At 42.8% G+C, this 18,657-nt stretch carries 25 protein-coding genes; 12 read left to right on the forward strand and 13 right to left on the reverse strand.

The genetic code is table 11. From position 1 onward, the window contains the following. Nucleotides 1–16 precede the first annotated feature (16 nt). The 7 genes from murA to mlaF form a co-directional block, all read right to left on the reverse strand. Nucleotides 17–1,276 carry a UDP-N-acetylglucosamine 1-carboxyvinyltransferase gene (gene murA / locus AC1EU0_RS18305; RefSeq protein ID WP_480304114.1) on the reverse strand — a complete coding sequence of 420 codons (1,260 nt, stop codon included), beginning with the start codon at nt 1,274–1,276 and terminating at the stop codon, nt 17–19. Nucleotides 1,277–1,288: 12 nt separating this feature from the next. After that, a complete protein-coding gene (locus AC1EU0_RS18310) occupies nt 1,289–1,546 on the reverse strand; it encodes a BolA family protein (protein ID WP_480304116.1) in 258 nt (85 codons plus the stop codon). Nucleotides 1,547–1,566: 20 nt separating this feature from the next. Continuing rightward, nucleotides 1,567–1,860 (reverse strand): STAS domain-containing protein, encoded by a 294-nt coding sequence (locus AC1EU0_RS18315; protein WP_480304118.1) that lies wholly within the window; start codon nt 1,858–1,860, stop codon nt 1,567–1,569. Beyond that, on the reverse strand, nt 1,860–2,504 hold the full coding sequence (locus AC1EU0_RS18320; protein ID WP_480304120.1) for an MlaC/ttg2D family ABC transporter substrate-binding protein: 645 nt from the start codon (nt 2,502–2,504) through the stop codon (nt 1,860–1,862). The genes AC1EU0_RS18315 and AC1EU0_RS18320 overlap by 1 nt, the downstream gene beginning before the upstream one ends. Nucleotides 2,505–2,513: 9 nt before the next feature. Then, complete coding sequence (gene mlaD / locus AC1EU0_RS18325) at nt 2,514–2,987, reverse strand: outer membrane lipid asymmetry maintenance protein MlaD (protein WP_480304121.1); 474 nt, start codon at nt 2,985–2,987, stop codon at nt 2,514–2,516. Between the two features lie 73 nt (nt 2,988–3,060). Continuing rightward, on the reverse strand, nt 3,061–3,843 hold the full coding sequence (gene mlaE / locus AC1EU0_RS18330) for a lipid asymmetry maintenance ABC transporter permease subunit MlaE (RefSeq protein ID WP_480304123.1): 783 nt from the start codon (nt 3,841–3,843) through the stop codon (nt 3,061–3,063). Next, a complete protein-coding gene (mlaF, locus tag AC1EU0_RS18335; RefSeq protein ID WP_480304124.1) occupies nt 3,830–4,642 on the reverse strand; it encodes a phospholipid ABC transporter ATP-binding protein MlaF in 813 nt (270 codons plus the stop codon). Before mlaF ends, mlaE begins: the two co-directional genes overlap by 14 nt. 388 nt (nt 4,643–5,030) lie before the next feature. Here mlaF and AC1EU0_RS18340 point away from each other — a divergent pair, with 388 nt between their 5' ends. The 12 genes from AC1EU0_RS18340 (at nt 5,031) to AC1EU0_RS18395 (ending at nt 13,907) form a co-directional block, all read left to right on the forward strand. Next, complete coding sequence (locus AC1EU0_RS18340) at nt 5,031–6,008, forward strand: KpsF/GutQ family sugar-phosphate isomerase (protein ID WP_480304126.1); 978 nt, start codon at nt 5,031–5,033, stop codon at nt 6,006–6,008. An 11-nt stretch (nt 6,009–6,019) separates the two neighbouring features. After that, a complete protein-coding gene (kdsC, locus tag AC1EU0_RS18345; RefSeq protein WP_480304169.1) occupies nt 6,020–6,565 on the forward strand; it encodes a 3-deoxy-manno-octulosonate-8-phosphatase KdsC in 546 nt (181 codons plus the stop codon). Then, nucleotides 6,562–7,125, forward strand: a complete 564-nt coding sequence (gene lptC, locus AC1EU0_RS18350) for an LPS export ABC transporter periplasmic protein LptC (protein WP_480304128.1) — start codon at nt 6,562–6,564, stop codon at nt 7,123–7,125. The genes kdsC and lptC overlap by 4 nt, the downstream gene beginning before the upstream one ends. Beyond that, nucleotides 7,109–7,672 carry a lipopolysaccharide transport periplasmic protein LptA gene (gene lptA / locus AC1EU0_RS18355; RefSeq protein WP_480304130.1) on the forward strand — a complete coding sequence of 188 codons (564 nt, stop codon included), beginning with the start codon at nt 7,109–7,111 and terminating at the stop codon, nt 7,670–7,672. The genes lptC and lptA overlap by 17 nt, the downstream gene beginning before the upstream one ends. Continuing rightward, a complete protein-coding gene (lptB, locus tag AC1EU0_RS18360; RefSeq protein ID WP_480304132.1) occupies nt 7,669–8,400 on the forward strand; it encodes an LPS export ABC transporter ATP-binding protein in 732 nt (243 codons plus the stop codon). Before lptA ends, lptB begins: the two co-directional genes overlap by 4 nt. A gap of 66 nt (nt 8,401–8,466) precedes the next feature. Continuing rightward, on the forward strand, nt 8,467–9,948 hold the full coding sequence (locus tag AC1EU0_RS18365; protein WP_480304133.1) for an RNA polymerase factor sigma-54: 1,482 nt from the start codon (nt 8,467–8,469) through the stop codon (nt 9,946–9,948). 41 nt (nt 9,949–9,989) lie between these two features. After that, nucleotides 9,990–10,289: a ribosome hibernation-promoting factor, HPF/YfiA family gene (hpf, locus tag AC1EU0_RS18370; protein ID WP_480304171.1), complete on the forward strand. Its 300-nt coding sequence runs from the start codon at nt 9,990–9,992 to the stop codon at nt 10,287–10,289. Nucleotides 10,290–10,291: 2 nt separating this feature from the next. After that, nucleotides 10,292–10,735: a PTS IIA-like nitrogen regulatory protein PtsN gene (gene ptsN / locus AC1EU0_RS18375; RefSeq protein ID WP_121838426.1), complete on the forward strand. Its 444-nt coding sequence runs from the start codon at nt 10,292–10,294 to the stop codon at nt 10,733–10,735. After that, nucleotides 10,732–11,583 carry an RNase adapter RapZ gene (gene rapZ / locus AC1EU0_RS18380; RefSeq protein WP_480304135.1) on the forward strand — a complete coding sequence of 284 codons (852 nt, stop codon included), beginning with the start codon at nt 10,732–10,734 and terminating at the stop codon, nt 11,581–11,583. The genes ptsN and rapZ overlap by 4 nt, the downstream gene beginning before the upstream one ends. Next, nucleotides 11,570–11,845, forward strand: coding sequence for an HPr family phosphocarrier protein (locus AC1EU0_RS18385; protein ID WP_480304137.1), 276 nt, complete (start codon nt 11,570–11,572; stop codon nt 11,843–11,845). Before rapZ ends, AC1EU0_RS18385 begins: the two co-directional genes overlap by 14 nt. A gap of 351 nt (nt 11,846–12,196) precedes the next feature. Next, complete coding sequence (locus AC1EU0_RS18390) at nt 12,197–12,820, forward strand: HAD-IA family hydrolase (RefSeq protein ID WP_480304139.1); 624 nt, start codon at nt 12,197–12,199, stop codon at nt 12,818–12,820. 94 nt (nt 12,821–12,914) lie between these two features. Then, complete coding sequence (locus tag AC1EU0_RS18395; RefSeq protein WP_480304141.1) at nt 12,915–13,907, forward strand: transposase; 993 nt, start codon at nt 12,915–12,917, stop codon at nt 13,905–13,907. A gap of 85 nt (nt 13,908–13,992) precedes the next feature. Here AC1EU0_RS18395 and AC1EU0_RS18400 read toward each other — a convergent pair whose 3' ends face one another. The 6 genes from AC1EU0_RS18400 to lptM form a co-directional block, all read right to left on the reverse strand. Next, nucleotides 13,993–14,715 (reverse strand): HAD-IA family hydrolase, encoded by a 723-nt coding sequence (locus AC1EU0_RS18400; protein WP_480304143.1) that lies wholly within the window; start codon nt 14,713–14,715, stop codon nt 13,993–13,995. Beyond that, nucleotides 14,712–15,611 carry a tyrosine recombinase XerC gene (gene xerC, locus AC1EU0_RS18405; protein WP_480304145.1) on the reverse strand — a complete coding sequence of 300 codons (900 nt, stop codon included), beginning with the start codon at nt 15,609–15,611 and terminating at the stop codon, nt 14,712–14,714. The genes AC1EU0_RS18400 and xerC overlap by 4 nt, the downstream gene beginning before the upstream one ends. Continuing rightward, entirely contained in the window at nt 15,611–16,264 is a 654-nt protein-coding gene (locus AC1EU0_RS18410) for a DUF484 family protein (protein WP_480304147.1), read from the reverse strand. Before AC1EU0_RS18410 ends, xerC begins: the two co-directional genes overlap by 1 nt. Beyond that, nucleotides 16,261–17,088: a diaminopimelate epimerase gene (dapF, locus tag AC1EU0_RS18415; RefSeq protein ID WP_480304173.1), complete on the reverse strand. Its 828-nt coding sequence runs from the start codon at nt 17,086–17,088 to the stop codon at nt 16,261–16,263. The genes AC1EU0_RS18410 and dapF overlap by 4 nt, the downstream gene beginning before the upstream one ends. Nucleotides 17,089–17,159: 71 nt before the next feature. Beyond that, nucleotides 17,160–18,407 carry a diaminopimelate decarboxylase gene (gene lysA, locus AC1EU0_RS18420; protein WP_480304148.1) on the reverse strand — a complete coding sequence of 416 codons (1,248 nt, stop codon included), beginning with the start codon at nt 18,405–18,407 and terminating at the stop codon, nt 17,160–17,162. Between the two features lie 20 nt (nt 18,408–18,427). Then, entirely contained in the window at nt 18,428–18,595 is a 168-nt protein-coding gene (gene lptM / locus AC1EU0_RS18425; protein ID WP_480304150.1) for an LPS translocon maturation chaperone LptM, read from the reverse strand. Nucleotides 18,596–18,657 lie beyond the last annotated feature (62 nt).

Here is an 18,657-nt window from a genome sequence, read left to right on the forward strand (position 1 = left end):
AGATAACCAGTGAAATCTATTTCACCCGATACACTCGGCCACCTAACTTCTCAAACTTATCTTCAATATGCTCATAACCGCGATCAAGGTGATAAATTCGATCAACGACGGTTTTGCCTTCAGCCATTAAGCCTGCAATCACAAGGCTTGCTGAAGCGCGAAGATCAGTTGCCATTACTGGTGCCGCTTTAAGCTGTTCAATACCATGAATGATACAAGTATGTCCTTCAAGCTCCATTTTTGCGCCCATACGAATAAGCTCAGGCACGTGCATAAAGCGGTTTTCAAAAATGGTTTCGCTGATGGTGGCATTACCTTCCGCTAAAGCGTTTAAGACACAAAACTGAGCTTGCATATCGGTTGGGAAACCTGGATAAACAGCGGTTTTGATGTTAATCGCTTTTGGGCGCTTACCGTGCATGTCTAGCTCAATCCAATCTGTGCCTTTGGTGACTTCAGCCCCAGTTTCTTCAAGCTTCATTAATACCGCTTCGAGTGAAGCTGGATCGGCATCTAAACAGCGAATACGACCACGGGTGATCGCGGCTGCAACTAAGAAAGTACCGGTTTCAATACGATCAGGCATCACGCGATAATCACAACCTTTTAGTGATTCAACACCTTCAATCACTAATTTTGCGCTACCAATACCCTCGATTTTCGCTCCCATGGCTACAAGGCAGTGAGCGAGGTCGCACACTTCAGGTTCACGGGCGGCATTTTCAATGACGGTAGTACCTTCGGCTAATACGGCGGCCATGAGTAGGTTTTCGGTGGCACCAACACTGACCATCTCCATGATGATGTGAGCACCTTTAAGGCGACCATCGACTCTGGCTTTGATGTACCCTTCTTCTACTTCGATATGAGCGCCCATTTGCTCAAGACCTTGTAAATGCAAGTTTACTGGGCGGGCACCAATGGCACAGCCACCGGGCAGCGATACATCGGCAGTGCCGTAGCGAGCCAGCAGTGGTCCTAAAATCAAAATAGACGCGCGCATGGTTTTGACTAAGTCATAAGGCGCACAAAAATGGTCAAGATTTTTGGTGGAGATTTTAAATTGACCATCGTCCAACTTAGTGACATCTGCGCCTAGACATTGCAACAATTTGCAGCTGGTTTTCACATCGCGTAGATCGGGTACATTGCTGACGATAAAATCAGTTTCAGCTAATACGCCTGCCATCAGGATTGGCAAGGCGGCGTTTTTAGCGCCAGAAATAACCACGTTGCCAGCCAGTGGTTGGCTGGACTCTATTGTTAGTTTATCCACAGAGCGCCTCGATTATGCTGGCATGTTAAAGAGCTTTTCGCGTTTCCACTGCTCTGGGGTGAAGGTTTTGATGGTAAGTGCGTGTAAAGCGCCACTGGCAATCTGCTCAGATAACGGCGCATAAATCGCTTGCTGACGTTTTACTGGGGAAAGCTCACCAAACATATCGGCAACGGCGATAACTTTATAGTGAGTACCGTCTTGAGTTACGAACAATTCATCAAGTTCGAGCTGAGCGCGTATTAGCTCTTCTACTTGTTTGCATTCCATCGGAATTACTACCTTAGTATTTAAGAAATTTGGGATTCAAACATTGGTTGCAGATTATATAATGCAATCAATGGCTGTAACTGTTGGGAAGGGTTCGCCAACAATAGGGTTTGGTTATTCTTTTGCTGCTGTTTGACTAAGTGGAACAAAAACGCAATGCCTGAGCTGTCGATGTAGTTAAGTTCAGACAGATCCAGTTGGCTCACTTGTGAACCTAGCAAACTTTGGCGCTTTGCCCATAAGGCGACCACTTCTTCTCGTGACAGTCGCCCTGATAGTGAACAGCTATTGTCGTGGACTGTGAATTTTGCCATTACTTTTTCTCAGTCTTTGCTTGAATCGGCGCTTTAGCTTTTTCATTCAGCATTTTTATCACTGAATCAACGCCTTGACGTTGGATTAATCCACCGATCTCAGATTGTTTCGATTGCAATAAACTCACGCCTTCTGCCACTAAGTCAAAGGCTTTCCACGTTCCATTTTTCAGTTTACGGACCTTAAACGAAATATTGATGGGTGGACGGCTATTGGAAATTACTTGTACAGGGACGGTAACAATTTTTTGGTTACTAAAATCTTTCGCTGGCGCAAATTGGATTTTCTGATTCGTGTACTCAGTAAAAGCGGTCGCATACGTGCTGATCAAATAGTCTTTAAATGCGACTGAAAAATCACTGCGTTGCGTTTTAGATAGCTGTCTTAAATTACGGCCTAGCACCATATAGGCGGCGTATTTGTAATCTACATATGGCAAAAGTTCATCACTGATGATGGTCTTTAGGTGGTTTGGGTCCGCTTTAATTTTGCTTTGGTCAGCATTAAAGTGAGCAAACGTTTGATTAGCCACTTGCTGGATCATGGTGTAAGGGTTTTTGCTGTCGATGTCGGCAGCCATCGCTGAAAAGCTGCTGACCACTAGGCACAGTGGTAATAGTATTTTTGAAAGTAATGTTCGCATAATGTGCTCCTACTTATCTTTTGAGCCAAGGCTATACAGGAACTGCCCAATCAGATCTTCTAATACGAGCGCCGAGTGGGTGTTTTCAATTTTATCGCCACTTTTGAGCATCGAAGTATCGCCATCGTCAAACCCCGGCGTTAACCCAAGAAATTGCTCACCCAATAAACCTGAAGTCAAAATAGCTAAACTGCTGGTTTCTGGGAATTGATCGTAACGTTTATCAATTTGAATGGTCACTATAGCGTCGAGTTGTTTTGGGTCTAGGCTGATATCACTCACTCGGCCTACCGTTACTCCTCCAACTTTTACAGGAGAGCGTACTTTCAATCCGCCAACGTTAGTAAAATGAGCCGTAAGAGCATAAGTGCTCTCACCACTATCAATTTTGATGTTCGCAACATTAATCACGAGAGTGAGAAATGCGGCTAAACCAGTAAGTAAAAAACATCCAACTAAAAATTCAATTTTGCGAGTCAACATATTTGCCTACTACAAGTAAAAAGTCCGTTTAGGGACAAAAAGTCCATTGATTAAATAAATATTTCGTATTGCATTAACCAAACATTAATGCCGTTAATAAAAAGTCGAGCGCCAGTACCGCTAAGCTCGCTTGCACCACAGTTTTGGTGGTTGCACGGCTGATCCCCTCAGGGTTCGGTATAACTTGGTAACCTCGATAAAGGGCAATCCAAGTCACTACAACGGCAAATACAACACTTTTTATTAATGAGTTTAGAATATCTTGGTGCCACTCTACTTTAGATTGCAGAATCGACCAAAAAGAACCAGCATCAATGCCTTTCCATTCAACGCCCACGATGTGACCACCATAGATACCCACAGCGCTGAAAATCATCGCCAGTAACGGCATACTGATCACCCCAGCCCAAAACCTTGGGGCAATAACTTGTCTTAGGGGATCAACGGCCATCATTTCCAAACTGGATAGCTGCTCAGTGCTTTTCATTAGCCCAATTTCAGCCGTAAGCGCCGAACCAGCACGACCGGCGAAAAGTAACGCCGTGACCACAGGGCCAAGTTCACGCAAAAGACTAAGTGCCACCATTGGACCAAGGCTTTCAGAAGTGCCAAAATCCGACAATATGTTGTAGCCTTGCAGCGCCAACACCATGCCAATAAATAGGCCTGAAATGGTGATGATAACAAAAGATTGCACCCCAACCACATACAGCTGTTTGATCAGTAAAGGCGTGCCTTTTCTGAATCGTGGCACATTAACTATGGCATTCCATAGCATGATCCCGGCACGGCCGAATCCAGAAATAAATTCAATAGCATTGTGCCCAAGTGCGGTGATACGCTCAACGATTCTCACCCATTAACTCCTTTTTGTAATCTGGTGCAGGGAAGTGGAATGGTACTGGGCCATCTGGTTCGCCCCCCATAAATTGCTGTAATTGTGGGTTATCTGACTGTTTCAGCTGCTGCGGTGTGCCTTCGGCAATCACTTTTTTATCGGCGACTACATACACATAGTCAGCAATACTGAGCACTTCAACTACATCATGAGACACCACTACTGAGGTGAGGTTTAGTGATTCTGATAATTCTTTGATCAGCTTCACTAACACGCCCATGGCGATGGGATCTTGACCTGCGAAAGGCTCATCGTACATGATCAGCTCTGGCTCAAGTGCAATCGCACGGGCGAGTGCCGCTCGACGTTGCATTCCTCCCGAAAGCTCATTCGGCATAAGTTTACCAGCGCCTCTTAAGCCAACGGCTTCCAGCTTCATCGCGACAATGGTGTTAATGATGCTTTCGGGTAAGTTAGAGTGTTCACGCAGTGCAAAAGCCACATTGTCAGCGACATTAATATCGGTAAACAGAGCGCCACTTTGGAACAACATACTCATGCGTTGGCGTAAATTAAATAACGCTTTACGGCTAACCTTATGGATATCATGGCCATCAAATAATACTTGACCAGAATCTGGCGTGAGTTGCCCACCCATCAATTTAAGCAGCGTGGTTTTACCAATACCGCTAGGGCCCATGATGGCTGTGACTTTTCCCTTAGGAATCGTTAAGTTGAGGTCTTTAAAAATCGCTCTTGAGCCTCGATTGAAGCTCATATTCCTCACTTCTACCAAATTTGGTGTTTGATTGTCCATTTAGAGCCTTATTCGAAAGGAGTATCCCTCAACGGGAAATACAAAATAAAACAGTGTACGAAAATGTGTAAACTGGTACAACAAGTGAAGCCAAAGATGTCATGAATGACTTAAAATTTCCCGAATTGTAACTCATTGCGAAACATTAGTAACTAATTGATTATCAGTAGTTAATTGTTTATTTGCTAGCCGTTGAACGTTGTTTTCTACAATGGGGACGAGCACAGTATCATGCACTTAAGATGGCTAAAATTATATCTAAGTTCCATGAATTATCCTTTTTTATGGCATTTTTGTTTTGATCAATACGTCAGGTGAGGCTTTCAATTTGTTGCAATACCAGCGAAAATGTTATTCATGGAATCAGGTCGGATAATAATAGATAACGATGGCGAATAAAACTCAGCTCCAGCAGTGGGGCAGTAAAGTGGTTGATATAGAAAAAGCGGCGTTGGACAGCCTATACCATTATGTTAATTCTGATGAGTTTACACAAGCATGTGAACTAATGCTGAATTGTTCCGGCAAAGTGATTGTAATGGGCATGGGTAAATCTGGGCATATTGGCAATAAAATTGCGGCTACCTTGGCAAGTACAGGAACTCCGGCCGTATTTGTTCATCCTGGCGAAGCCAGTCATGGTGATCTGGGTGTGCTCTCGGCTAACGATATTGTCATTGCCATTTCTAACTCTGGTGAGTCTTCAGAGATACTAACTTTATTCCCAGTAATAAAACGTATGGGCTTACCGATCATTTCTATCACTGGTGTGCCTGAATCTAACATGGCTAAATTAGCCAATATCCACCTTTGTATTCAAGTTCCAGAAGAAGCGTGTCCTTTAGGGTTAGCACCAACCTCAAGTACTACAGCAACCCTAGTAATGGGTGATGCATTGGCTGTGGCATTACTGCAAGCCAAAGGCTTCACCAAAGATGACTTTGCTTTATCGCATCCCGGTGGCAGCCTAGGCCGTAAATTGCTGCTAAAAGTCGCTGATATTATGCATAAAGGCGATCAATTGCCTTTGGTTCAGCCAACTGTGAAGATTACTGAAGCCTTATACGTTATTTCCAACAAAGGGCTTGGGATGGCCGCGATTATCGATGATGATGGGAAGTTACTTGGCGTGTTCACTGACGGTGACTTACGTCGAGTTATTGATGCTGGAATACACTTACGCAATACTGATATTTCAGAAGTAATGACTTCAAATTGTATTACCATCACCGAAAATGTGCTGGCAGCAGAAGCACTTAAGTTAATGGATGAAAAAAACATTAATGGACTGATTGTGGTGGATGACGCACAATGTCCAGTTGGGGCATTGAACATGCTAGATATGGTCAAATCCGGAGTAATTTAACTGTGACTATGATGCCAACTTTATATGGTGAAGTGACCGAAACCGTTTGGAATAAAGCGCAACAGATCAAACTGATCATCTTTGATGTTGACGGGGTGTTTTCTGATGGCCGTATTTATTTAAGCAATAGTGGAGAAGAGCTAAAAGCTTTTCATACTCGTGATGGTTTTGGCGTTCGTTCGTTGCTAAATGCTGGTTTTCATTTGGCGGTGATCACTGGTCGTAAGTCGCAATTACTTGAAAATCGAATGAGTGCATTGGGCGTTGAACATATCTATCAAGGTATTGATGATAAATTAGTGCCATTTAATGAATTGCTCAGTAAGTTTGAACTTAAGCCTGAACAAGTCGCCTATATTGGTGACGATATGGTGGATTTACCCGTCATGAAACATGTTGGACTTTCGGTTTCGGTTGCAGATGGTCACCCTTACGTGAAACAACAAGTGAATATGATCACGACGATGAACGGCGGCCATGGTGCGGTGCGAGAATTAGCGGACTTGATTTTGGAGTCTCAGGGGCTATTTGAATCGGCTCAGGGAATGAGTGTATGAATCGAGTGACCCTCGCCATTATTGTTTTTTTCAGTACCGCACTGGTGCTGTATTGGCAGGTACAACAAAAACAAGGCGATAAAATTGCTCAAGGCCCTCAAATAGAACGGCCTGACTATATGGCTACCGATCTCAATAGTGTCGCCTATGACGAGCAAGGTCATTTAAGCAGTAAAGTAACAGCTAAGCACATGGAGCATTTCGCTACTCGTGATACGACCTTATTTACCGAGCCGGTATATTGGCTTTACGGTGAGGGCAGTGACAGCCCTTGGCGCATTTCTGCTAAAGAAGGTCGTCTAAAAAAAGATGATACACAAAAAGCTTATTTAGACTGGGACGTAAAGCTTGAAGCCATTGGGAAAAAAGAGCCCATTCAAAGTGTTAGTACCCGTTATGTTGAGTTAGATTTAGATAGTAAAACCATGACTACGGATGCCATGGTTTACATTAAAGGCAATGGATTTCAAAGCCAAGGTAAAGGCCTTTTTGCCGATTTTAATAATGAAACTGTACGCTTAAATGATCAGGTAACAGGAACCTATGAAGCGAATAAATAATATATTGCTGGCAGCGTTTTGCACAATGATGACCTTTTCGGCCGTAGCGAAGCAAGATGATTTAAAACAAGACCTAAGTATTAGCGCCAAAAGCCAAGCCGGTGATTTGAAAAATAATAAATTGTCGTATTTTGGAAACGTAAAAATTACTCAGGGCAGTATTAAGATTTACGCTGATGAAATGAGTGCGGTGAGTGATGATAAAAGTGGTCACAAGGTATTTGCTGCCAAAGGTAAACCCGCTACTTTTTCTCAAATTTTAGACAGTGGTGAGCTAGGAACGGCTAGTGCTTACAATATACGTTATGACAGTATTAGCGGTGACTTAGTGCTAAAAGGTAGCGCTGAGCTTGATATTGGTGGCAGTAAAATGAAAGCGGAAACCATTCGCTACAATATTGCAAATCAGCATGTGACAGCGGCAAGCTCGGGTGATGGCAATGACCGAGTGCAAACGATTATTCCGGCTGAAAACTACCAAGAAGCACGCAGTAAAAATAAAAAATCATCTTCAAAGCCTAAGACTGAAACTGAGAAGAAACAATGACTCAGAAAACCCTGACAGCAAAACATCTTGCAAAGAGCTATAAATCCAGACAAGTGGTAAAGGACGTCAGCTTATCAGTAAAAACAGGACAAATTGTTGGTCTGCTTGGCCCCAATGGCGCAGGTAAAACCACGACTTTTTATATGGTGGTGGGCTTAGTCAAAAGTGATAAGGGCCAGATTTTTATCGACAGCGATGATCTCACATTAGATCCCATGCACATGCGCGCTCGTAAAGGTATTGGTTACTTACCACAAGAAGCCAGTATTTTTCGCAAATTGACCGTTTATGAAAACATCATGGCGGTATTAGAAATGCGTGCATCACTTAATCAACAACAGCGCGAAGAACAGCTAGAACACTTGCTTGAAGAGTTTCATATTACTCATATTCGTGACAGCTTAGGTATGGCTTTATCAGGCGGTGAACGTCGTCGAGTAGAAATTGCCCGTGCGTTAGCCGCGAATCCTCAATTTATTCTCTTGGATGAACCTTTTGCTGGGGTCGATCCTATCTCTGTGATTGATATTAAAAAAATCATTGAACAATTGAGAGATCGTGGATTAGGGGTGTTGATCACCGACCATAATGTTCGTGAAACACTGGATGTATGTGAGCATGCTTATATTGTTAGCCACGGCAGCTTGATAGCCGAAGGCACACCTGAAGCCATCCTTGATGATAAGCATGTTCGGGAAGTGTACTTGGGAGAACAATTCACGTTATAGTAGTGATTATTTTTAGGGAGCTTTCCCATGCGCCAACAAAAACAATAAGAAGGATCAGCGGTAACTATGAAAGCGTCGCTTCAGCTTAAGTTAGGACAACAGCTCACAATGACGCCTCAGCTGCAACAAGCCATACGCTTGCTACAGCTTTCATCATTAGAGCTACATCAAGAAGTTCAACAGGCACTTGAATCTAATCCATTATTGGAATTAGAAGAAGAACTGGCATCGACAAAGACTGAGTCAGAAACGGCACCTGAAGTCGAGCTGGATTCGCTAATCAATCAAAACGAAAGCCAAGATATAGTTGAGCCTGAGATTCCTGACACTGTAGAGTCCCTAAGCAAAGAAAAGCTGACTGAAGAACTGCCCATGGATACCACATGGGATGAAACCTTTACGGCTATGCCTACTTCTGGCAGTGGTGCTTTACCTGCTGATGACCTTCCGTTTCAAGGCGAAACCAGTGATGGATTATACGAACACCTTGAATGGCAAAAAAACCTCACGCCTTTTTCGAGCACGGACTACGCGATAGCCACTGCGATAATTGAAGCCATCGACGAGCGTGGGTATTTGACCCAGTCACTAGATGATATTTTAGAGGCTATGGGTGACCCTGAAATTGAAATGGATGAAGTAGAGGCGGTGTTAAAACGAGTACAGCATTTTGATCCTATTGGTATTGCCGCTCGTGACGTACCAGAGTGTTTATATTTGCAACTCTCGCATTTTGACGACTTAACCCCCTATTTGGCTGAAGCGAAAAACATTATTCAGCATCACATTGATTTGATTGCTGTACGAGACTTTCGATCTTTACTGAAAAAAACTAAGCTTAGAGAACCACAACTCAAAGCTGCGATGAATTTGATCCAGAGTTTGGACCCAAGGCCGGGATTGAATATTGGCCGTAAAGACGATGAATATGTAATACCTGATGTGTCTGTCAGTAAAAAAAATGGGCGTTGGCAAGTGGAATTAAATCCAGATGTGATGCCAAAAATAGGACTCAATCAGCAATATGCCGCGCTGGCCAAAACCAGTCGAAGTAGAGATGATACCCAATTTGTTCGCGGTCACCTGCAAGATGCTAAGTGGTTTATTAAAAGTTTAGAGAGCCGTAACGATACATTATTAAAGGTGTGCAATTGTATTGTAAAAAATCAGGTCAACTTTTTTGAACATGGTCCTGAAGCTATGAAAGCGATGATTTTGAATGATGTCGCTGAAGAAATTGAAATGCATGAGTCGACGATATCGCGAGTGACGACACAAAAATACATGCACACTCCAAGAGGAATTTTTGAACTGAAATACTTTTTCTCTAGCCATGTTGGAACCGATGATGGCGGAGAATGTTCTTCAACAGCGATTCGAGCGCTAATCAAAAAACTGGTGGCAGAAGAGAATCAGAAAAAACCGCTCAGTGATAATAAGATTGCGCAACTGCTAGGAGAACAAGGGATCAAAGTGGCAAGACGAACCATCGCAAAATACCGCGAAGCGATGATGATCCCACCATCAAACCAGCGAAAGAGCTTATGATGAAATAAAGCGGCAGTTAACAACGACAGGAGGCAATGGATATGCAAATCCGGATCAATGGTCAACAAAATGGTCAGCAGTTGGATGTTACTGAATCACTAAAAGAATATGTCAGCGGGAAAATGGCAAAACTTGAACGTCATATCGAACAGATCAATAATGTGCGCATCGTACTCAATGTTCGAAAAACAAATCAAACTGCAGAAGCCAGTTTGGTCTTAAATGGCAAAGAAGCCTATGCCAAATCACAACATGATGATATGTACGCGGCTATCGATTTATTGGTAGCTAAATTGGATCGTCAAGTGATCAAACATAAAGAGAAGTTGATAAAATATTAACGATGGAATTAAACATCATTTTGAAGCCGGAATGCACCACTTGTGCAACGCCTGGCAGCAAGAAGAAAGTACTGGAAATGATCAGTGACTTAGTCGCTTCGCAGTATCCTGAACTTTCTTCTCAAGAAATCTTTGAAAGTCTACTCACCCGTGAAAAAATGGGCAGTACCGGCATTGGTAACGGAATTGCCATTCCTCACGGTCGATTAGATAACATTGATACCCCAATTGCGGTGTTGATCAAATGTGAGCAACCCATCGCCTTTGAAGCCATTGATAAACAGCCGGTGGATATCTTGTTTGCGCTGTTGGTGCCGTCTGATCAATGCCAGCAACACCTCAGCACCTTATCGGCTATGGCTGAAAAGCTCAGTGATAAGCAAACGCTAAAGCAGTTACGTCGTATTAATGATGAACAAGAACTCTATGAGGTGATCACTGCATGAAATTAGTCATTGTTTCAGGTAGAAGTGGCTCCGGAAAATCGGTTGCACTCAAAGTACTTGAAGATTTGGGCTATTACTGCGTTGATAATCTGCCTATGACTTTGTTAGGTGGTTTAATTGAAGAACTAAAACCGAATCAGGAATTAGTGGCAATCAGCGTTGATGTTCGTAATCTACCTGAACAAGACAAAGTATTTGAGCGCCAGCTTAAAAGCCTGACTGGGATTGAAATTCTTAGCTTTTTTATCAGTTCGAGCGATGATGTTTTACTAAAAAGATATACCGAAACTAGGCGTTTACATCCGCTGGCATATCAATGTAAAAGCTTACCAGAAGCGATTCGAATCGAAGGTGAACTGTTGTCTGGCATGTCTAAGATGATGGATCATTTTATTGATACCTCTAAATCCAATGCCTATCAACTCAGCGACAAAATTAGAGAAATTTTATTAGGGCGTGTTGAGCAAGATCTGGTGATCAACGTGGAGTCCTTTGGGTTTAAACATGGACGACCTAAAGATGCCGACTTTATGTTTGATGTAAGATTCTTACCTAATCCTCATTGGGAAGAAACATTACGACCTTTCACTGGGTTAGATAAGCCGGTACAAGACTTTCTCAATGCTCAGCCTGAAGTAAATAAATTCATTTGGCAAATCGCTAACTTGATTGATACTTGGCTTCCTCAGCTTGAGCGTAACAACCGCAGTTATCTAACCATTGCGATAGGGTGCACAGGTGGACAACATCGTTCCGTTTTTATTGTGGAGCAATTGGCTGAACATCTGAGAAAAAATAATCGTAACGTAGAGGCGCGGCATAAGGAATTGACCAATGCCGACACTTGAGAAAGAAGTCCTGATTTGCAATAAATTAGGACTGCATGCAAGAGCGGCTACAAAATTAGCGGTATTAGCCTCAGAGTTTGATGCCGAAGTCACGCTTAAACAAGGTGAGAAATCGGCATCGGCCTCCAGTGTTCTTGGGTTACTCATGCTTGAATCTGGTATGGGAAAAGCCATTAACGTTATTGCGACAGGCAAAGATGCGAAAGCGGCATTAAATGCGGTTTGCCAGCTGATTGATGATAAATTTGATGAAGCTTGTTAAATCTAAAAACATCAGTTGAACGCTAATTGAGTTAATAACTCTTTGAATGGCAAATTCAGTTTATAATCTCTAAGTTCATCCAATGGATGAAACGCTTTACGACCACAAGCTTGCTAAAATACCCGTTAACTGCGTTGTAACTTTTGCATGTACAATAACTACTTGCTGCAAGCTACACCTTACTAACGATCATTTTTTTTTCGCTTGAGGATTTAGCCAACTGATGCTTTTAGGTTAAAGACAATTTCCCTCTTATTTTGATTATATCCTGCCTTAACAGATTCTAATTCAGACTAGGTACAGACTCCTTCCTTTATCTTCAACGCGTTATCTTTATTCAATTTTCAGGCAATGACACAAATTAAAACATTACTGCTGGATCTCGGCGGCGTATTGCTAAATTTAGATTATCTGGCCACTGACAAAGCTTTCGCTGCGTTAGGTTTTGACGAATTTTCTAATTGTTATCATCAAAATGCCCAACAGCCATTCTTTGACCGTTTTGAGAAGGGGCTGGAAACGCCACAGGCCTTTAGAAACAAAATTCGAGCGTTGTCAGGCTTGGCCTTAGCTGATGGTGAAATCGATAGTGCTTGGAATGCAATGCTATTTGACTTACCTGTTGCACGAATAGAGTTGTTATTAAAACTTCAGCACCGCTACCAATTGATACTGTTTTCAAATACTAATGCGATTCATTATGAAGCGTTACAGTTGATCTTACAGCAACAATTTCAATGCGATATTTTGCAGCAAGTGTTTGACTTCACCTTTTACTCGCATTTAATCAGAGCACGAAAGCCAGAGCTTAAAGCTTTTCGAAAAGTATTGAGCATAGCTGACGCTAACCCTGAAACCACTTTTTTTATCGACGACACCCAAAGACACACTGTGGGCGCTGGTCAATGCCATATACAAACGTACTGGCTCCAAAACCATGAAACGATAGAAGACATACTCAACCCACTTGTGTAACTCATAATTTATTAAGACACCCATAATTATTTGCATTAATTATAATCCTTGCCTACGCTTATAAAATATCCGCTAAAGACAAGGAGAGTCGTGGATGCCAGCCTCAAGAAAAAGTGTAGTTAGCCTGCAAGATACCCCTTATTATCATTGCATCTCGCGATGTGTTCGTCGTGCATTTTTATGTGGGCAAGATAAGCTCACAGGTAAGAGTTATGAGCATCGACGTGGTTGGGTTGAGCAACGCATTTTGCAACTTGCAGAAATCTTTGCCATTGATGTTTGTGCTTATGCTGTGATGTCAAATCACTTGCATGTGGTATTGCATGTGGACCTTGTTAAAGCCAAGGACTGGTCGGAGCGAAAAGTAGTAGAGCAGTGGCATCAATTGCATAAGGGAACTCCTTTAACCCAGTCATTTATTCAAGGTGACTCTTTATCAAAGTTAAAAAAACGAGAGTTAGCGAAACAAATCATCGAGTATCGAAGCCGGCTTTGCGATATCAGTTGGTTTATGAGAGCCCTCAATGAACCAATCGCTCGTTTAGCGAATAAAGAAGACGAATGCAAAGGTCGATTTTGGGAGGGGCGATTTAAATCTCAAGCTCTGTTAGACGAAACGGCTCTTTTGGCCTGCATGGCTTATGTGGATCTAAACCCGATCAGAGCAAAAGTCTCCGACAAACCCAAAGATTCTTCATTTACAAGTATTCAGCGTCGTATTCATGCCAAATTGAAAGGCGTGCAACCAAAAGAACTAATGAAATTCAATCATCAAGATATTAGTGAGAACGAAAAATGCTTACCGCTTGGTATGCGAGATTATATCAAGCTAGTGGAAGAAACGGCATCAAGCTTAGTAAATAAAGACAGCGAACACATGGTAAAAAGTGAGCGAATTTTGATGGGGTTAAACCTGCCAATTGAGAATTGGCTGAGGTTGTGTTCTCGGTTTACCAAGATGTTTAAAGGCCCTGCAGGTAATCTCATGGCGCTAACCGAATATTGTCAGCGCTTAGATCGAAGGCGACGTCAAGGTGCAGCGAACAGCGCTAAATGGCTGAGCTCTAATAAGGATGAAACAGGGTGAAAGTCAACTGCTCAACTGTTAATAAACTTTAAAAATCATAATGTTGTGCGCTAATGAATGTTTCACATACTCAACGTGGTAATGATTATGGAAGTAAATAGCGAAGTTGTTGAATATCACTCAGTTCAATATGAGGCAAGGTGGTTATTGGCGTCTGTTTTTCGGTTTGGCCATAGCCCGGATTTAGCCATGCAGCCTGACAGCCAAAATTTCTGGCTCCAAATACATCGGCTTGGGCATTGTCACCCACATGCAGAATATGTTCAGGAGCCAGTTGTAAGCGTTCACAAGCCAGAGCAAACATATCTGGTGCCGGTTTCATTCTTAACCCATTTCCAGAATGTAAAATAAACTGGAAATAGTCAGCAATGCCGATGCGACCTGGGTCAACATTTCCATTGGATATGCCAATTAGCGGGTAGTGCTGACTTAAACTGTCAAGAAGTTCAATACTAGACTGAGGGACTGTAAAGTTGCTGCGGTGGAATAAAAAATGTTCCATGCCTTGGTGAGTAAACTGTTGAACTTGAAGCGCTGTTATTGCTTGTTGTTGCAACGTGTATTTCAACGTTTGCTCGCGGCTTTGCCAAGTATCGTGGGACAATTCGGGAGATTGTTGTAATACCTGTTGTTTTTGACTGAGCCAATGCTCTCTCTGCCACTGATGTTGGGCAGGAGCGATTTGCTGCATAAACTTGAGAAATTCAGTTTCAGCTTTAATGATAATGGGGCGATTGTCGTATAAGGTGTCGTCTAGATCGAAACTGATGACTTGGATTTGATTAAGGCCAAGGTAACTGCGCATCATTTTTCCTTTCTTTTGGCTCTCGGATGAGCACCGTCGTAAACGTTTGCTAAGTGTTGGAAGTCTAAGCTGGTATAGATTTGAGTGGTAGATAAATCGGCATGCCCCAGTAATTCTTGTACGGCTCTTAGATCAGAACTGGCTTCTAACATGTGGGTGGCGAATGAATGACGCAACTTATGTGGATGAACTTTGTTTGAAAGTCCTTGTTGTTGAGCCCACTTGTTGAGTCGAATTTGAATACTTCGATGGGATAAGCGTTTGCCTTTTTGGGTAACAAACACCGCTTTATCCTCAGTGTGAATACTTTCTCTAATTGCTAACCAATTCTGTAATGCTTCGACAGCCTTGGAGCCAACGGGTAACAGTCGCATTTTTCCGCCTTTACCGATCACTGTGACTTGTTTTAGGTGGTCGCTAAAGTCGTCGACATTTAATCCGGCAAGTTCGGCTAAGCGAAGCCCACTGGAGTAAAACAGTTCCATAATGGCTTTATCACGTACCGCTAATGGATCATCCAGATCGATGTCGACGAGATGCTGAATGCTGTCTACATCTAAATTTTTCGGCAATGGTTTATTTTGTTTTGGCGCTCTAAGCAAAACACTAGGATCGGTTGTGATGATGCTCTTTTGCAACAAAAATTGATAAAGCTGTTTGATGGAAGACAAGCTTAAGGCAATGCTTCTGGGGCTTAATCCTTGGCGGTGCAGCTTAGCCAACAAGGATTGCAGGTTATCAGGAGTTAGCTTTTTCCAAGGTTGTTCTTGCGATTGCAGCGCTTTAAATCGACGTAATTCACGCAAGTAATTTCGGCAGGTATAAGAAGACAATCGCCTTTCTGAGCGCAAGTAGCGTTCGAAGTCTTTTTCTATGTCGTTATTGGTTGGTTGTGCCATTATTGAAAACTGCTGAGTTTAAGCGTGATGATGGTTTTCAGTTGCTCTAAAAATAAGGTATCCATATCTGGAGTAAAGTGGGCGGCATTGGGGCTAGCAATGGCTAAGATAACTTTATCGCAGCTTGATTTTGGCGTTAGCTTAGATAATGCGACAGAGCCCACTTGGCTACCGAATAATTTTTGTGATTCGGTTTGAGTCAACCGCCCTAAATAGTAGCCGGAATGCATGCGTTTATTCCAAAGTGTCATCATTTCTGCATCGATGTTTTGGACGGCAATCAAACGCACATTACTAAAACCGAACTCACTTTTTAGAGCTGTAGATAGGGTTTGTTTAAGGGTGTCGAAATCGTCGCACTTGTATAAATCTAATACCAATTGCGAATTAAAACGAAAGATGCGCTCATTGTTGGTGGCCGCGCTCATAAGAGCAGTAATTTCCTCTTCAAGCTGAACAACACGTTGGCGCAGTGTTTCTTGCTGGCGTTCAACAATGGATACAGTGCCTCGCTGTTGATGGGGAAGCTTTAACGTATGCAATAAGTTGGGGTAACGATTAAAAAAGTCCGGATTATCAGAAAGGTATTCATAGACCAATTGTTCGTCAAGTTCGGCACAGATTTTTTCCTTGGGCGTTAAAGCATTAGTCATAGTTGAATGTTTCCATCATATACATGTTGAGCTGGACCGGTCATCCACAGAGGTTTTCCTTCACCATCCCAAGCGATTTTTAAACGACCGCCAGGTAAGTCTACTCGAACGGCATGTTTTAGCTTATTTTGCCGTTGTCCAATGGCGACAGCGGCACAAGCGCCACTTCCACAGGCCAATGTTTCTTGGGCGCCTCGTTCATAAACTCTGAGTTTGATGTGATCAGGGCTAATGATTTGCATAAAGCCAACATTGACGCCTTTTGGAAAGCGCTCATGCTTTGAAAGTATAGCGCCAATCTCGTCAACGGGAGCAGTTTCTATATTGTCGACTTCAATAACGCAGTGAGGATTCCCCATTGAAACCGCACCGCATAGAAACGTTTGATCTTGTGCTTGGAGTAAATAGATATTTTCAGTTTGTTTCGCCTTAAAGGGGATACGTTGTGGATCAAAAATCGGCACGCCCATATTAACCGTTACTAATTCATCACGCTCAAGACGCAGTGTCATTTTGCCATTAGCGGTACTGACTTTAACTTTATGTTTCTGGGTAAGCCCTTTATTTTTTACAAAACGGGCAAAGCAACGTGCGCCGTTGCCACATTGCTCGACTTCGCTGCCATCGGCATTGAAAATACGATAATGGAAATCAAGATCAGGATCATATGGTGGCTCTACTAACAACAATTGATCAAAACCTATACCAAAATGACGATTCGAGAGACGTTTGATCTGCTCTGGTGAAAAGAAGACGTTTTGGGTGATGGCATCAACCACCATAAAATCATTTCCCAAGCCGTGCATTTTCGTAAAGTTGATCATGTTCGCTTTTCTTTTATCGTTCATAATGCTGTTGTTGATCCCAATATTGTTTTCGGTTCAAAGGCTGAGGGTTACTGAGGTAACAGCTGCTCACCTTGCCAAAGTTGAGTTAACGTTTCTCGCTGACGGATCACATGACTTTTATCGCCATCCACGATAACTTCTATCGCCTTTGGGCGAGAGTTATAGTTTGATGCCATGGTAAAACCATAAGCACCACAGCTGCGAACGGCAAGGTAATCGTTGGGTTTGGTTACTAGTGGGCGATTTTTACCCAAAAAGTCACCCGTTTCACAAACGGGGCCAACAATGTCGTACTCGGTTGATTCGCCAGACTGTTTGAGCACAGGAATGATCTGGTGATAAGCTTGATAAAGTGATGGACGTAATAAGTCATTCATCGCACCATCAACAATCGCAAAATGCTTTTCTTCATTTTGTTTGAGGTACAACACTTGTGTTACAAAAATACCTGCATTTGCGGCAATGGCACGTCCCGGCTCCATAATGAGTTTTAATGGACGCCCTTGTAATTTTTTGACCACAGCTGCAGCATATTCATTAGGGTGTGGTGGTACATCATCATCATAAGGGGCACCTAAGCCACCCCCTATATCAAGATGCTGAATGCCAAAGCCTTCCTCATTTAGAGTATCAATTAATACCAGCATGCGATCCATGGCATCAAGGAAAGGCTGTAACTCGGTTAGCTGAGAGCCAATGTGACAGTCTGCGCCTATCACCTCGATATGAGAGAGGGATTGAGCCAGACGGAACGTTGCTAATGCAGCGCTCATGGTGATCCCAAACTTATTCTCTTTCATGCCCGTTGAGATATACGGGTGAGTACCAGCATCGATATCAGGGTTGATCCTTAAAGAAACCGGCGCTATTTTGCCACAATCTTCTGCAACAAGGTTTAGGGTTTCTAGCTCGGCGATGGATTCAACGTTAAAGCAATGGATCCCAACCTCTAGTGCCTCGCGCATTTCGTGCTGAGTTTTACCTATGCCAGAAAAAACCACTTTTTTGGGATCGCCACCGGCTTCAATGACGCGGGCGAGTTCACCACCCGATACAATATCAAAACCACTGCCCAACTTTGCCATTAAACTCAAAATAGCCAAGTTTGAATTGGCTTTGACGGCATAACAAATGAGATGGGGATGATCGGCTATCGCCGTTTTAAAGGCTTTAAAGTGACGTTCAAACGTGGCACGAGAATAGAGGTACATTGGAGTACCGTATTGCTGTGCTAGTGATTGCACGTCGCATTGTTCTGCATAAAGAGATTGGCCTTGATAAGTAAAGTGATCCATAACTTATTTCCTTATGTGACTTATTTCGAGGCCGTAGATTGGGTGGTTTCAGCATGCTCAATAGGAGAGTGAACCTGTTGTGTCGATGCTTTATTGGTCTCTGGTGCTGGGGTTTGATATAAAGGACCTTTCTGCCCGCAGCCACAGAGGCAAAGGCAGCTCAACAACATCAACATCATTGGTTTCATGCGTCTAATACTCTAAGTTTTATACATTTAGAGTTATAATCGCATTCAATGACTAAAAAGCA

Source organism: Parashewanella sp. 2210YD4-3 (genome assembly GCF_056591735.1).